Genomic DNA, 15332 nt, shown 5'->3' with positions numbered 1-15332 from the left:
TTTAGGCAGGCTAGCGTTAAATGACCGGTTGTCGTTACACTGAAACAGAAACGAGAACAAAGTCCGTATTTAGGGTTTCTTAGCATTATGGCAGACACAGCAAAGCTCGAACTGGACGGCAAACGGTTCGATATTCCCGTCGTCGTCGGTACCGAGAACGAAAAAGGGCTGGATATCACCCGGCTCCAGGCATCGACCGGTTACATCACCGTCGATCCCGGTTACGCCAATACAGGCTCCTGCACATCCGCCATCACCTACATAGACGGCGACAAAGGAATTCTCCGCTACCGCGGGATCGACATTGCCGAGCTCTGCGAGAAGTCGACGTTCATGGAAGTCTGCTATTTGCTCATTTACGGCGAGTTGCCGAACGCCGAGCAATTTACGAAATTCAAGGACAAGGTCCTTTTCCACTCGCTGATTCACGAGGACATGAAGAGCTTCTTCACCTCGTACCCCGGCCATGCCCATCCCATGGCCATTCTTTCGGCAATGGTGTGTTCCCTCTCGGTTTATCATCCGGAACTGTTGAAACCGGATCAGTCGCCGCACGAGCGGGACCAAACCATTACCCGGCTCCTGTCCAAAGTGCGTGTGCTGGCCGCCTTCGCCTACAAGCGATCGGTGGGTGAAGCTTTTGTCTACAGCCGTCCGGAACTGGACTACCTCTCCAACTTCCTGCACATGATGTTCACGACGCCGGTCAAACTGTACGAGCCGGACGAGGTGACGCGCAAGGCGCTGGACGTATTGTTCATCCTGCATGCCGACCACGAGCAGAATTGCTCCACCTCGACCGTTCGCATGGTGGGATCTTCCAAGGCCAACCTTTTTGCATCCATTTCGGCCGGCATCTGCGCCTTGTGGGGTCCGCTGCACGGCGGCGCCAACCAGGCTGTGATCGAAATGCTGGAGGCGATCGCGGCCGACGGCGGAAACTACAAGAAATTCATCGACAAGGCCAAGGATAAAAACGATCCATTTCGACTGATGGGGTTCGGACACCGAATCTACAAGAATTACGACCCCAGGGCGCAGATCATCAAAAAGCACTGCGACGAAGTACTCGGAAAGCTGGGCATTCACGACCCGATTCTCGAAATCGCCAAGGGCCTAGAGGAAGTGGCGCTCACCGATCCCTACTTCATCGAGCGCAAGCTTTACCCCAATGTCGATTTCTATTCGGGAATCCTCTACCGTGCCATGCGGATTCCGACGAACATGTTTACCGTAATGTTCGCTTTGGGAAGACTGCCTGGCTGGATTGCTCACTGGAAGGAAATGATCGAGGAACCCGGCATGAGAATCGCACGGCCCCGCCAGATATACATCGGCGAACGGCAACGGGCCTATAAACCCATGAACGACAGGTAGAATCCGTCTTCGAATTATGCTTTGCTCCCGGTCCGACGGGGACATCCGAACCGGGCGCGTAGCATCGGCGCTTGCCCGCCATTGACCGCTTCCGAACGCATCGCCCACCGGCAAAGCGGCCGCTGACGTTTACCGGCTCGGACTTCCGGCTTCTTTCGATCGCCTTGGGGCAACCCGATGCTGTTTATTGAGTCAAATTTGATACAAGGGTTATCGTATCGCCGTCTTGAATCGAAAATCGCACGTCATTGCCTGGCTTGCTTCCCACTTTCTCGTCCTGTCCTTTCTTTCCGCGTCAGCCGCCGAAGAAAGCCTGTGCAAACCTGAATCGGCCCCAGCGGCCGCATCGACTCCCGTTCGTTCGCCGACTCGGGTATTGCTTATTCCCCTCTTAAGAAAAGATCCGGATTCCGCGGAAAACGAACGCTGGCCAGAACGCCCGGCGGCGGAAATCGAGGCTTTTTATCGAACCAGCTTCTCCGCACAAGTCACTTGGTTGCGGGATGTCCGCAAATGGGAGGACTACTACCGCAAGGCCGATATGTTGGCGCAGCGCTCGGCGCCTTTCGACCGAGTGATTCTTATCGGACACGGCGGATATGACGGACCGATTCTGAACGGTCATATCATTCAGAACGCGCTCACCATCGAGGGAGATCACGCTAAAGCGACCCGGATCGTCGAGGCGCAGCCCGGAGTTGCGGAGATTTTCACCGTTACCTATGACATCCGCCAGAATCGGGAATTCAGCAGCTTCATGGACGGCCGTTGGAAAGAACTTTCCCGAAAAGATTCTACGGAAATCAGAAATATTCTGATAAGCAAAGAGCGCAGACTCCAACCCTTGGATACCGCTTGCCTGCAGCGCCAATGTTCGGCCGCGATGCTGGCCTCCATTCCGAACGATACCGATCGGGATCTCAAGCGCGCAGCCTGCGAATCCATATGCAGAGTTCCGCTCTTCGTTTTGCGCTCATTCGAAGAGCTTAGCCCGGAGCGGTTTCGAAACTTCGTCCAAAGTTTGCGTTCTCTCGTCAAGCCGAACGGCTTGATCGTGCTCGGCATGTGCAATCCGGGCAGCAGCGTACCGGAGAAAGAATCTCCCTGGGATGTCGGCGGTGCCTTGGTACACTCGAAGCTTGCCTCCGGCCCTCATCAAACCTATGTACACTTGCTCGCTGCCGCGACCGGGCGGAGCGTAGCCGGCCCCATCGGCAAGACCAGTGCCGAGGATGTCGTGAACCGGGTGACGCTGTTCGAAGAGCGGCGACCCCAACGATATCTGCGCATTGTCGCTCCGACCGAACGCTGCGCTCCCTGAGTGCCCCGCAACGATCGTCCAGCGGTCTCGATTGCTCCGGATTCGGTGCGACAAACTACTTCTGCGCGTAAAATTCCCGTTTTTTCCTGTCCCACACTCCGATGGCTTTAATCACCTTCCGCAATATACACGTCAGCTTCGGTCGGCCTCTGCTGGACGGAATCGGCTTTTCCCTGGAAAAAGGCGAGCGGGTGTGCCTCGTCGGGCGCAATGGAGCGGGGAAATCCACGTTGCTCAAACTTTTGACAGGCGATTTGATTCCGGATGAAGGGGAAATCATCGATCAAGAGGGCTTGCGCATCGCCCGGCTCGATCAGGAAGTCCCGCTGGACGCCACCGGCAGCGTGTTCGACGTCGTTGCAGGCGGGTTAGGCGATACGGGCGAGTTGATCCGCCGGTTTCATGACGTATCCCATCGCGTTGCGAGCCATTCCGACTCGAAGTCCTTGGCGGAATTGGAGCAATGCCAGCACGCGATCGATGCCATCGGCGGCTGGGATCTCCACCGGAAAGTCGAATCCTTGCTGTCTAAGCTCGACCTGCCGGTGGATACCGATGTCGAGTCTCTGTCGGGCGGCCTGAAACGCCGGGTGCTGCTCGCCCGAGCCCTAGTCTCAGAGCCCGACGTATTATTGCTCGACGAGCCCACCAACCACCTCGATCTCGCGGCGATTCTTTGGCTGGAGGAATTTCTGCTCGGTTGGCCGGGAACTTTGATCTTCATCACCCACGACCGGATGTTCCTGCAAAGGCTGGCAACCCGGATTATCGAGCTCGACCGGGGCAAGCTGTTCGACTGGCCCGGCGATTACGCCACCTATCTGAAGCGCAAGGAAGAACAACTGAACGCCGAAGCCAAGGCTCAATCGGAATTCGATAAAAGGCTCGCGCAGGAAGAAGCCTGGATTCGCGAAGGCATCAAGGCGCGCCGCACCCGCAACATGGGCCGGGTACGGCGTCTGCTCGACATGCGCCAGGAACGCGCGGAACGGCGGGGCCGTACCGGCCAGGTCAGCATGCTGCTGCAGCAGGCGGAAAAGTCCGGACGACTGGTGGTGGAAGCCGAGAACGTTCGCTTCGATTACGGCGGTCAACCGATCGTGCGCGATTTTTCCACCACGATCCTGCGGGGCGACAAGGTCGGCATCATCGGGCCCAACGGCTGCGGCAAGACCACCCTGCTTCGCCTGATGCTGGGCGAACTGCAACCGACGTCGGGCCGCATCCGTCTTGGAACCAACCTGCAAATCGCCTATTTCGACCAGTACCGGGCACAGCTCGAGGAAGAAAAATCGGTGATCGACAATGTCGCCCAAGGCAGCGACCGGGTGAGCGTCAACGGGCGCAACGTTCACGCCATCGGCTACCTCAAGGATTTCCTCTTCACTCCCGAACGGGCACGTCAGCCGGTGAAGTCGCTTTCGGGGGGCGAGCGCAACCGCCTCCTGCTCGCGCGGCTGTTCACTCAGCCCGCGAATCTCCTGGTGCTCGACGAACCCACCAACGATCTGGACGCGGACACGCTGGAACTGCTGGAAGAACTGTTGACCGATTACGACGGCACCGTATTGCTGGTGAGCCACGACCGGGCGTTCCTGAACAACCTCGTCACCAGCGTGCTGGCGTTCGAAGGCGACGGCATTGTCAACGATTACGTGGGCGGCTACGACGACTGGGTGCGGCAACGCCCGGCACCTCGGCCCGCCCCGGCGAAACCGGCCGTTGAAAAACCGATTCCGCCCAAGCCGGTCAAGGAAAAGCTGAGAAAGTTGAGCTTCAAGGAACAGCGCGAACTCGAGGCTTTGCCCCAGCAGATCGAGGCGCTCGAAACCGAAATAGCCTCATTGAATGAAGCGATCTCCCGCCCCGAGTTCTATCAGCAGACGAAAGACACCATTACCGGAACCCAGGCCCGGCTGGCGGAATTGCAGCAGACGGTGGAGGCGGCGTATATGCGCTGGGAAGAACTGGAGGCCTTGCGGGAACAGCTGAGCACTTGAGCCGGCGCCCGCAGGCTCATTTTCCGTAGTGGTCCCAATGCCCCCGAAACAGAGCGTGCTCGCTGATCGGACTTCGCGACGACCGCGACGGCGGCGGCCGCCGCCTATTGCGGTCTGGGCTATACCGCCGTCTTCTGGGGCGACGCGCCCGAGCGTATCGACGGCAACTACCGCATCACCCGCATGCTGCAAGCCGAGACCATGTTCACCGGCGATCCCGACAGAGCTTCGATGGATCATGGTATACAGGCGGTCTGCGAGGACCTGCGGCTCAGGGTCGCCATCCCTACCCCATCCGCCTGTGCTCTAGGCGCATTGGGGCATGCGCTGCCGGCGCGGGAACTTCAGCGGTTGGCATCGGCATTCGCCATGATCTTCCGGGTGTCGGCAAGAATCTCCAGGACCATCTCCACACGAGGGTGCGCTGCGAGATCAGGCAACCGCTTACCTTCGCCCCACTTCCAGAGGAGCAAAAGGCCGCAGCGCTGCGGGAATACGAAGCGAACCGAAGCGGCGCGCTGGTTTCGAATTTCCTCGAGGCGAGGGCCTTCGTCAAAAGCCGTCCGGAAGAGACGATTCCCGGACTACAGCTGTTCTTCCTGATGACCCTGCCGCCCGATTATCCCGAAGCGGGAGCCACCAACCGGCACGGCATCACGTTCACCGCCTACATCAATCGGCCCCTGAGCCGCGGAGAGGTCACGCTGGCCTCGGCGATCCGCTCGACCGGCCGGTCATCGACCCCAACTACCTGAGCCATTCCGACGAGGTCGCACCGGGAGCACACCTCCGAAGCGACGCGGATCTCGAATCCTTCGTGAGGCGTACGGCCTCCACCACCTGGCACCCGGCCGGCACCTGCGAGATGGGCCACGACGCCATGGCGGTCGTCGATTCCCGCTTGAAGGTGCACGCAATCGAGGAACTGCGGGCGGTCGATGCTTCGATCATGCCGACCATCGTGAGCGGCAACACCAATGCGCCGACGATCATGATCGCCGAGAAGGCCGCGGATCTGATTCGGAACGGCTAGAGCGTTTTCCGGTTTGGCGTAGAGCCCGAAGTAGGTCGGCAATCCGTTGCCGACCTACGAATTTCCGGTCCTCGCCTACGCGCGCAGCCCTTCCGGATGCATTGCGTGTTTCATATTCGTGCGGCATCCCTGCATTGGTGCACGGAAGGTCGACGAGTTCTGCCAATAAGCTGATCGCAAAGGCTCGAATATCCATAGCTCCGTGACTTTCCGGCGCCTGGCATACCTTCTGCTTCCATGATTCATTGAACAAGCTGCGCGCCAAAGGCGGCGCGCGAAAAATCGACAACGGCGTCTCGCTGCCATCGATGATGGCAGCCAGGCGCTTTTTTTTGCCCGACGATAAACACTGGAGCACAAAAATGGGAGACGAAAAGGCTGTACGGGGAGCGGGGGTCCAAAGGGCCGGCGTCGGTAGACGCGGGTTTATGCAGCAGGCGGCCGGCATGGCCATGGCGGTTGCGCTTTGCGCGATGATGGCGGCGGGTCCCCACGAGGCGCAAGCGGAGGTGGGGCCACCGGAAAAAGTTTCGCTCAAGTTCGGCTTCATCAAGCTGACCGATATGGTGCCGCTGGCGATCGCCTACGAGAACGGCTATTTCGAGGACGAGGGGCTGTCCGTCACGCTGGAAGCCCAGGCCAACTGGAAAGTGCTGCTCGATCGGGTGATCTCGGGCGAACTCGACGGCGCCCACATGCTGGCCGGGCAACCCATAGGAGCAACGATCGGCTTCGGCACCCAGGCCGACGTCATCACCGCCTTCAGCATGGACCTCAACGGCAACGGCATCACCGTTTCCAACGCCGTTTGGGAGGAATTGAAGAAGAAGCTGCCGATGAAGGACGGCAAGCCGGTGCATCCCATCGACCCCAAATACCTCAAGACGGTCGTCGACGGTTACAAGAAAAAGGGCAAGCCCTTCAACATGGGCGTGGTGTTCCCGGTATCCACCCACAATTATGAATTGCGTTACTGGCTGGCGGCAGGCGGCATGAATCCGGGCTATTACGCGCCCACCAAGGGCGACATCAGCGGCACGCTCAAGGCCGATGTGCTGATATCGGTGACGCCGCCGCCGCAGATGCCGGCCACCATGGAAGCGGGCACCATCGACGGCTATTGCGTAGGCGAGCCCTGGAACCAGCAGGCCGTGTTCAAGGGGATCGGCGTGCCGGTGGCCACCGACTACGAGGTCCAGGTGAACAATCCGGAGAAGGTGTTCGGCGTCACCAAAGCCTGGGCGGACGCCAATCCCAACACCCATATCCGCGTGGTGAAGGCGCTGATCCGCGCCGGGTACTGGCTGGATGCAGAGAACAACAAGAACCGCGCCGAGGCTGTGAAAATCATCTCGAAACCGAACTACGTGGGTGCGGACGAAGCGGTGATCGCCAACAGCATGACCGGCACCTTCGAATACGAAAAGGGCGACAAGCGCGAGGCACCCGATTTCAACGTGTTCTTCCGTTATCACGCCACCTACCCCTACTACTCCGATGCCATCTGGTACCTCACCCAGATGCGCCGCTGGGGCCAGATTCCCGAGGCCAAGCCCGATTCCTGGTACATGGAGACGGCGAAGAAAGTCTATCGTCCGGACATTTACGCCGCCGCGGCCAAAGAGTTGATTGCCGAAGGCAAGCTTAGCGCTCAGGACTTTCCCGATTTCGACAAGGAGACCGGATTCAAGGGCCCGCAAAAAGGTTTCATCGACGGCATCGTCTACGACGGGCGTAAACCCAACGATTACCTGAAGCAGTTCAAGATCGGCCTCAAGAGCAACGAAAAGCCATAACCCTGGAAACGGCAGTTGACCGCTTCGATGCACGAGAAAAGCCCGCTGCCGTTTCCAGGATCTTTTCACCGCGGTTTGGCTGAGCGTCGGAAATGCGTAGGTCGGCAATCCTTCGCCGACCGAGTCCCTCGCCGACGGCGTGTGTCGGAAGGGTCGCGACTAAAGCGACCGTTTGCGATTGGGAATGGATTGCCGACCTACTTCGGGAGCTACGCCAAACCGGAAAACGCTTTGGGTAACCAGCGAAACCATCTTCATTCAGTCACGTCGGAGGCCCTAGCGCTGCGCGGGCTCTCCGACAGAGAGGATCAACATGACGGCACAAACATTATTGCAACGACTTGGCACTCTGACACAGGCCAACGGCACCGGGGATTCGAAACTGGCGGCCATCTTCCACCGCAACTGGCCGCCCTTGTTTGGCATCGTCCTCTTTCTGGTGCTCTGGCACGTCGCCGCCGCCGGCGTCAAAACCTCGCTCGGGGAATTGCCGGGTCCCGCGGCGGTGTGGGAACAATCCCGGAACCTGTATCAGGAACACATCGCGGAACGGGACCGGGAGGCGGCGTTCTACGAACGTCAGGAAAAGCGCAAGGCGCGGTTCTTGGCGGAAAATCCGGGCGAGGAATTCACCCCGCTGCCGTACACCGGCAAGCCGACCTACCTGGACCAGATTTTCACCAGCCTTTACACGGTGTTCGCCGGATTCACCATGGCGACCCTGGTGGCGGTGCCGCTGGGAATCCTGTGCGGCCTGAGCAAATCCTTCCAGAACGCGATCAATCCCTTGATCCAGATCTTCCGGCCGGTGTCGCCTCTCGCCTGGCTGCCCATCGTCACCCTGGTGGTGAGCGCGCTGTACGTGACGAGCGGCACGCCCATGTTCGAGAAATCCTTCATCATCTCGGCCATCACCGTGACCCTGTGCTCGCTCTGGCCGACCCTGATCAATACGGCCGTCGGGGTTGCCTCCATCGACAAGGACCTCATCAACGTGTCCAAGGTGCTGCGGCTTTCCACCCGCACCAAGGTGATGAAGATCGTCATTCCGTCCTCGCTCAAGCTCATCTTCACGGGGCTCCGCCTGTCCCTGGGTGTGGGCTGGATGGTGCTGATCGCGGCGGAGATGCTGGCCCAGAACCCCGGCCTCGGAAAATTCGTGTGGGACGAATTCCAGAACGGCAGTTCGCAGTCGCTAGGGCGCATCATGGTGGCCGTATTCACCATCGGCTTCGTCGGCTTTCTGCTGGACCGCATCATGCAGACCTTTCAGCAACTGGTCAGCTTCGGCGAGCGTTCAAGCTAAGGAGTCCAATATGTTAAGCCTACAACGCATCTACACCGACGATTTCGACAGCCAGCCGCCCGAAGAGCCGGCGCCGCGGACCGTGGCGCTGGAACTGAAAGGCGTCGGCAAAGGCTACGGCACCGGCGCCCGGCGGACCGAGGTGCTGAACGACATCAACCTCCGTATCGTGGAGGGGGAGTTCGTCGCCATCGTCGGTTTCTCCGGCAGTGGCAAGACCACCCTCATCTCCCTCATGGCGGGTCTCATCGAGGCCGACGCCGGCGAACTGCTGTGCAATGGCAAGACCATCGAGGGTCCGGGACCCGACCGGGGCGTGGTGTTCCAGAACTATTCGCTGATGCCCTGGATGACCGTGCGCCAGAACGTGGCGCTGGCGGTCGACCAGGTGTTCAAGGATGCGCCCAAGGCAGAGCGGGCGGCGCGGGTGGAGAAATACATTGCCATGGTGAATCTCACCCCCGCCATGGACAAGCGTCCCGCCGAACTTTCCGGCGGCATGAGACAGCGGGTTTCGGTGGCGCGCGCGCTGGCGGCTTCGCCCGACATCCTGCTGCTCGACGAACCCCTGAGCGCTCTGGATGCGTTGACTCGTTCCAAGCTCCAGGACGAAATCATCCGCATCTGGCGCCAGGAAAAGAAGACCGTCGTGCTCATCACCAACGATGTGGACGAGGGCATCATCATGGCGGATCGCATCATCCCGCTGAAGCCCGGCCCGAACGCAACCCTGGGACCGGAATTCAGGGTCGCCCTGCCCCGTCCGCGCGACCGCCAGGCCATCAACCATTCCCCGGAGTTCAAGCGCATCCGGCGCGAGGTGACTCAATATCTCATGCAAATCAGCCATGAGCGGGAAGTTGCGACTTCCGACAACATCATCAGCTTGCCGACAGTCCTTCCCAACACCGCACGCGAACACCAGGCTCCCGACATCAAGGCGGTTCCGGCAAGAGCCGTTTTGGAACGCTACGTGGAATTCTCCCGCGTCTCCAAGATCTATCCGAGCCGCAAGGGTCCCATCAAGGTCGTCGACGGCTTCGATCTCAAGATCCGCAAGGGCGAATTCATTTCCATCATCGGCCATTCCGGCTGCGGCAAATCGACGGTGTTGTCCATGGTGGCGGGTCTCAACGACATCAGCGAGGGCGGCATCGTCCTCGACGGCCGGGAAGTGGTCACCGCCGGCCCGGACCGCGGCATCGTGTTCCAGGCGCCCAGCTTGGTGCCTTGGCTCACGGCGTACGAGAACGTCTGTCTGGGGGTGGAGCAGGTCTATCCCCACGCCAGCAAAAAAGAGCGCATCGCCATCGTCGAGCACTATCTCAGCCGGGTCGGCCTGGCCGACGCCAGGGACAAGAAAGCCAGCGAGTTGTCCAACGGCATGAAACAGCGGGTGGGCATCGCCCGGGCATTCGCGCTATCCCCCAAGCTGCTGCTGCTGGACGAGCCGTTCGGGATGCTCGATTCCCTCACCCGATGGGACTTGCAGGAAGTACTGATGGAGGTGTGGACCCGGACCAAACTGACCGCCATCATGGTGACTCACGACGTCGACGAGGCCATTCTGCTCGCCGACCGCGTGGTGATGATGACCAATGGGCCGAACGCGAAAGTCGGCAAGATCCTCGAGATCGACCTGCCCCGCCCCCGCACCCGCGCCATACTGCTCGAACACCCGAACTACTACGAATTGCGCGAGCAGTTGCTCACCTTCCTGGCGGAGTGCGATCACAGTTGATGAAATGGGCCACGGTGAGGGACCGCCACGCCGGACGCTGCGAGGGCGGTGAGTAGTCCGCACGGAGCGCAACGCGATATCGTTGCCAAATGGCCTTTTGGCTCGTTCCCAGACGGATGGGAACGGGAAAGCCGGAGGTTGAGAACCCGCGCAAATGGAAAGCGGCGGCTCAAGGTGCCGCTTACCTTTCCTTTCCCGACCCCGCCGGCTCAGGCGTAGGCCACCTCCTTAATATAACCGAGGCCAGCCGCCGCAGGCCCCCATTGGGCTCCAGGGCATGTTGGCATGTGGAACAGACCCCGTATGCGCCCTTGTTCCGCTGTGCACCATGTTAGTTCAAGCGATATCTTTTTATTCTATTCCAAGCCGCACAAAATTACGCAATTGCCATGATCTATCAATAACTTAGCAAGAATAACGAAATTTGGCACAAAATCCGCTTATATCGAGCTGAGGTTTATTAAGCAACGGCGCTTTAACCCCTTTAGGGTTATGGCGCTTTTTTTTGCCTCACTGGTTCTTCATCGCATGACCGATACCAATAATCGAGCTAAAGGAGAAAATTATGTCTTATTTAGTCCCGTCAGAATTTGTCACCAAGATGGTGGATGCAGGTGAATCGAAAGTATTCATGTCAACCAGGGATACGGTGATCAGAGCGTATATGGCCGGCGCCATCCTGGCATTGGCAGCGGTGTTTGCGGTTGCGATGACCGTACAGACGGGCTCTCCGCTCATTGGCGCCATGTTGTTCCCCGTCGGTTTTTCCATGCTGTATTTGTTGGGCTTCGATCTACTGACCGGGGTATTTGTTTTGACGCCGCTTGCATGGCTCGATAAACGCCCGGGGGTGACAATTGGCGGTATCTTAAGGAACTGGGCGTTGGTCTTTATCGGCAATTTCATGGGGGCGTTTACCGTGGCGGTGATGATGTCGATCGTTTTCACCTTCGGTTTCTCGACAGAACCCAATGAAGTAGGTCAAAAAATTGCCGGTATCGGGGAAGCGCGTACGCTAGGTTATGCAAAGTATGGAGCGGCAGGCATGCTGACGCTCTTTATCAGAGGCATGCTTTGCAACTGGATGGTCTCTACCGGCGTTGTCGGCGCGATGATTTCCACGTCGGTAAGCGGTAAGGTGATCGCCATGTGGATGCCGATCATGCTCTTCTTTGCAATGACCTTCGAGCATTCGATCGTCAATATGTTTTTGTTTCCGTCAGGTCTGATCATGGGCGGAAAGTTTTCGATCATGGATTACCTTATCTGGAATGAGATTCCGACCGTTGTGGGAAATCTGGTTGGCGGGCTCGCGTTCACCGGACTGACTTTGTATTCCACACATGTAAGAACGGCGCCAAAACGGGTCAGTAAGGAGCGTGTCTCGGTGGGAAGAGCAGCCTGACGAGTGACCTCTCATGCCAAAAAGTTGGTGAAGAGGAATCAGTGAGGCTGGTAATAAAGGATGATGGCTGGCGGGAATTCCGGATGAGTTGTGGGAGCGGAACGGTGTGTCGGGAGGCGCGCCCATAGCCGGCTTATTAACCCGGCCTATAAATATTGGCCGGGTTAATCCGGGGCAGGGATGCCCCGGCGCGGCGACAAGCCGCGTGAGCCCAGGCCGGGCGTGTACCGGGCCTGGGCGGCGGCCCGAAATACCAGGAGGGTATTTACGGGCCTGATTAATAATCTGTTCAGCCGTAATTTGATCCATTGGGAACAACGGGCGATAACGATCTTGCCATGCTCTACTTGGCCTGCAGCATCATCGCCTGACGTGCGACCAGCCTACTGGGATCGGCTCCAAATAATATGCAATAAGATGAAAGAGCTTCAGCTGTCTACACGGTTGAAGCTCCCTCAATCTCGTTCTTGATCCGGTCCCCATGAAGTATTAGGCCGTTTGTGCTGGGCTTGCCGAAGCTTTGTAGTCTTTCGACAAGCTCAAGGCGGGCGGCTTAAAAGCTTTACCAGGTCGGATCTATAAAAACAAAAATGTCCAGTCAATTAAGAATCTCCGTAGGACAATACTCCGACAAAGGCCGTAAGGAAACCAATCAGGATTTTCACGGTGTTTGCATACCGAAAGAGCCCCAGTTGAGCTCGAAAGGAATTGCGATTGCGCTGGCCGACGGGATCAGCAGCAGCGATGTGAGCCAGATTGCCAGCGAAGCCGCTGTTAGGAGTTTTCTCGAGGATTATTTCTGCACTTCGGACGCTTGGTCTGTCAGGAAGTCAGCACAGCGGGTTTTGATCGCGACCAACTCCTGGTTACATTCACAGACACAGCAAAGCCAGTATCGTTACGATAAAGACAGAGGTTATGTGTGCACCTTTAGCGGCATGGTGATCAAGTCAACCACCGCACATATTTTTCACGTGGGCGATACGCGCATCTATAGATTGCATGATGATGCCTTGGAGCAATTGACCAACGATCATCGATTTTGGGTATCGCAGGATAAAAGCTATCTTGGTCGGGCTTTAGGCGTTAATCCTCAGCTCGAAATTGATTATCGAGCATTGCCAGTGGAAGAAGGCGACATTTTCTTATTCGCGACAGACGGCGTTTATGAATATGCCAGTCCTCGGTTCATCATCAATGCCATCAGAGAGCATGAAGACGATCTCGATACCGCTGCGAAAGCGATCGTGGACGCAGCATACCAACAAGGCAGTCCGGATAATCTCACGGCTCAGGTCGTTAAAATCGAAAACTTGCCTAAGCAGAATCCGGATGAACTCTATCAGCAATTAACCGAACTGCCGTTCCCCCCGATTTTGGAAGCCAGAATGGTTTTTGATGGCTACAAGATCGTCCGGGAGGTGCATGCCAGCAGTCGCAGCCATGTTTATCTGGCGGTTGATAACGAAACCGGCACACCGGTCATCATCAAAACGCCATCGATCGATCTTCGGGGCGACCCGGCTTATTTGGAAAGATTCTTGATGGAAGAATGGATCGCTCGGCGCATCAATAGTGCGTATGTACTGAAGCCTTGCGCACAGACGCGGAAACGCAACTATCTCTATATCGTCACCGAATTCATTGACGGTCAGACATTAACGCAGTGGATGATCGACAATCCGAGACCGGACCTGGAAACCGTGCGCGGCATCGTTGAACAAATTGCCAAAGGATTACGCGCTTTTCACAGGCTGGAAATGCTGCATCAGGACCTGAGACCGGACAATATCATGATCGACCATACCGGCACGGTGAAGATCATCGATTTCGGTTCGACGAAAGTTGCCGGCCTGATGGAGATCACAACGGCAATCGAGCGAAGTCATCTGCTAGGTACTGCCCAATATACCGCGCCGGAATATTTTCTTGGCGAAAGCGGGACAACATATTCCGATATGTTTTCGCTGGGCGTTATAGCTTATCAAATGCTGTCGGGTAAACTGCCTTATGGCGCCGAAGTCTCCAAGGCCAGAACCAGAGCCGCACAAAAGAAATTAGCCTATCACTCTGTACTCGATGACGATCGGGAAATCCCTGCCTGGATCGATGATGTGCTCAGGAAGGCAGTACATCCGAACCCGTATCAGCGTTATGGGGAATTATCCGAGTTTATCTATGATCTACGCCACCCGAACCAAGCGTTTCTGAATAAGACCCGTCCACCGCTCATCGAACGTAATCCAGTAGTTTTCTGGAAAAGCGTTTCCTTCATTCTGGCAATTACTGTTGTTGCCTTATTGTTTAAGTTAACAAATAGGGGTATCTAAAATGAAAACAAAATCGACACAGACACCGTCATCTTGCAAAGCCGATTCTCTGCTGACCAAAGAACAAATGACGGACCGCATTATTACTGCAAAAGTAAAAAAACAACTCACTTGGACAGCCATTGCCGAACAGATTGGCGTCAATGAGGTTTGGCTGGCCTCGGCTTGTCTTGGCATGAACAGCATGAAACACGACATTGCCGAAAAGCTCTGCGCCATTTTGGAGCTGCCTATTGAAGTTCGAGCCGCCTTGGAAATGTTTCCTCACAAACAATGGCCCTTCGAAATACCCCAAGACCCGCTTATTTATCGGCTTTATGAAATCGTCGGCGTTTACGGAGAAACCTTGAAAGAAATCATTCATGAAAAATTCGGAGACGGTATCATGAGCGCGATAGATTTCAGCATGACGGTCGGCAAAGAAGAAAACCCAGCCGGCGATCGCGTCGTCATCACCATGAACGGTAAATTTTTGCCTTACAAATCCTGGTAAATCGGTAAAGGATTGCTTTGCCGGGCTCTATGAGACGAGTCGGCAACCGGCGGATCGGGCGAAAGAGCGGGCTCGAGTGAGAGCCGCTACTAGCTCACCGCCCGGTCGAATTCGAACTCCGGCGCCGGCTCGCCCCGCTCCAAATCGTTGGCGGAGGTTGAGCCCCAATCAGACACAGTCTGGGCGGCGATATGGAGCTGGCGTGGCATCACGCAGTCGCGATGCTCGGCCAGGAACGCCCCGATGTTGGAACGGTGCATGGCGCGGGCCGCCTCGATACCCAGCAGCAAGCCGCCGAGCACCACGGTGCGGTGGGTGCAGCCGAATCCTCACGGTCGAATTTGTATTCGGGTAGTGCCGACATTTCTCTTCCGAAGCCGAAAAAAAAAGCGCCCATGCCGGTTCCGTACGAAACCGGCCAAGGACGCCTTTGTCCGAGGAAGCTATGAACGCCGCTGTTCGCGCTTCCCCTTGATTTTCAAAAATTCCTGTCATGGAAGGAAAATCGGCTCCCGGTCTGCGAAGAACAC

Annotated in this window: 12 protein-coding genes; 11 read left to right on the top strand and 1 reads right to left on the bottom strand. The window is 57.3% G+C overall.

The window, feature by feature from the left end:
* The first annotated feature begins 87 nt into the window (after nt 1-87).
* From ACR2R1_RS03125 to cynS, 11 genes are all read left to right on the top strand, one after another.
* Nucleotides 88-1377, top strand: a complete 1290-nt coding sequence (locus tag ACR2R1_RS03125) for a citrate synthase (RefSeq protein WP_086134781.1) — start codon at nt 88-90, stop codon at nt 1375-1377.
* A 226-nt stretch (nt 1378-1603) separates the two neighbouring features.
* A complete protein-coding gene (locus tag ACR2R1_RS03120; protein ID WP_434112624.1) occupies nt 1604-2698 on the top strand; it encodes a hypothetical protein in 1095 nt (364 codons plus the stop codon).
* Nucleotides 2699-2799: 101 nt separating this feature from the next.
* The gene (locus ACR2R1_RS03115; protein ID WP_434112622.1) at nt 2800-4698 is read left to right on the top strand and encodes an ATP-binding cassette domain-containing protein; all 1899 of its coding nucleotides are present in this window, start codon (nt 2800-2802) and stop codon (nt 4696-4698) included.
* 419 nt (nt 4699-5117) lie between these two features.
* Entirely contained in the window at nt 5118-5453 is a 336-nt protein-coding gene (locus ACR2R1_RS03110) for a hypothetical protein (protein ID WP_240502449.1), read from the top strand.
* A complete protein-coding gene (locus tag ACR2R1_RS03105; RefSeq protein ID WP_434114178.1) occupies nt 5435-5731 on the top strand; it encodes a GMC oxidoreductase in 297 nt (98 codons plus the stop codon). The genes ACR2R1_RS03110 and ACR2R1_RS03105 overlap by 19 nt, the downstream gene beginning before the upstream one ends.
* A gap of 473 nt (nt 5732-6204) precedes the next feature.
* Complete coding sequence (locus tag ACR2R1_RS03100; RefSeq protein ID WP_434114175.1) at nt 6205-7527, top strand: CmpA/NrtA family ABC transporter substrate-binding protein; 1323 nt, start codon at nt 6205-6207, stop codon at nt 7525-7527.
* A 313-nt stretch (nt 7528-7840) separates the two neighbouring features.
* Entirely contained in the window at nt 7841-8833 is a 993-nt protein-coding gene (locus tag ACR2R1_RS03095) for an ABC transporter permease (protein ID WP_434112620.1), read from the top strand.
* A 10-nt stretch (nt 8834-8843) separates the two neighbouring features.
* Nucleotides 8844-10574, top strand: a complete 1731-nt coding sequence (locus ACR2R1_RS03090; RefSeq protein ID WP_434112618.1) for an ABC transporter ATP-binding protein — start codon at nt 8844-8846, stop codon at nt 10572-10574.
* Between the two features lie 565 nt (nt 10575-11139).
* Nucleotides 11140-11979 (top strand): formate/nitrite transporter family protein, encoded by an 840-nt coding sequence (locus ACR2R1_RS03085; protein WP_077729537.1) that lies wholly within the window; start codon nt 11140-11142, stop codon nt 11977-11979.
* Between the two features lie 590 nt (nt 11980-12569).
* Nucleotides 12570-14309, top strand: a complete 1740-nt coding sequence (locus ACR2R1_RS03080; RefSeq protein ID WP_434112616.1) for a protein kinase domain-containing protein — start codon at nt 12570-12572, stop codon at nt 14307-14309.
* A 1-nt stretch (nt 14310) separates the two neighbouring features.
* Complete coding sequence (gene cynS / locus ACR2R1_RS03075) at nt 14311-14802, top strand: cyanase (protein ID WP_205780710.1); 492 nt, start codon at nt 14311-14313, stop codon at nt 14800-14802.
* Nucleotides 14803-14891: 89 nt separating this feature from the next.
* Here the strand turns inward: cynS and ACR2R1_RS03070 are convergent, their stop codons facing one another.
* Nucleotides 14892-15062: a hypothetical protein gene (locus ACR2R1_RS03070; protein WP_156881205.1), complete on the bottom strand. Its 171-nt coding sequence runs from the start codon at nt 15060-15062 to the stop codon at nt 14892-14894.
* Nucleotides 15063-15332: the final 270 nt, after the last annotated feature.

Origin of the sequence: Methylocaldum sp. GT1TLB (assembly GCF_051027445.1) — a bacterium.
Taxonomy (GTDB): Bacteria; Pseudomonadota; Gammaproteobacteria; order Methylococcales; family Methylococcaceae; genus Methylocaldum.
Note: the sequence above shows the minus strand (reverse complement) of the source record. Positions and strands in the feature narration are given on the sequence as shown.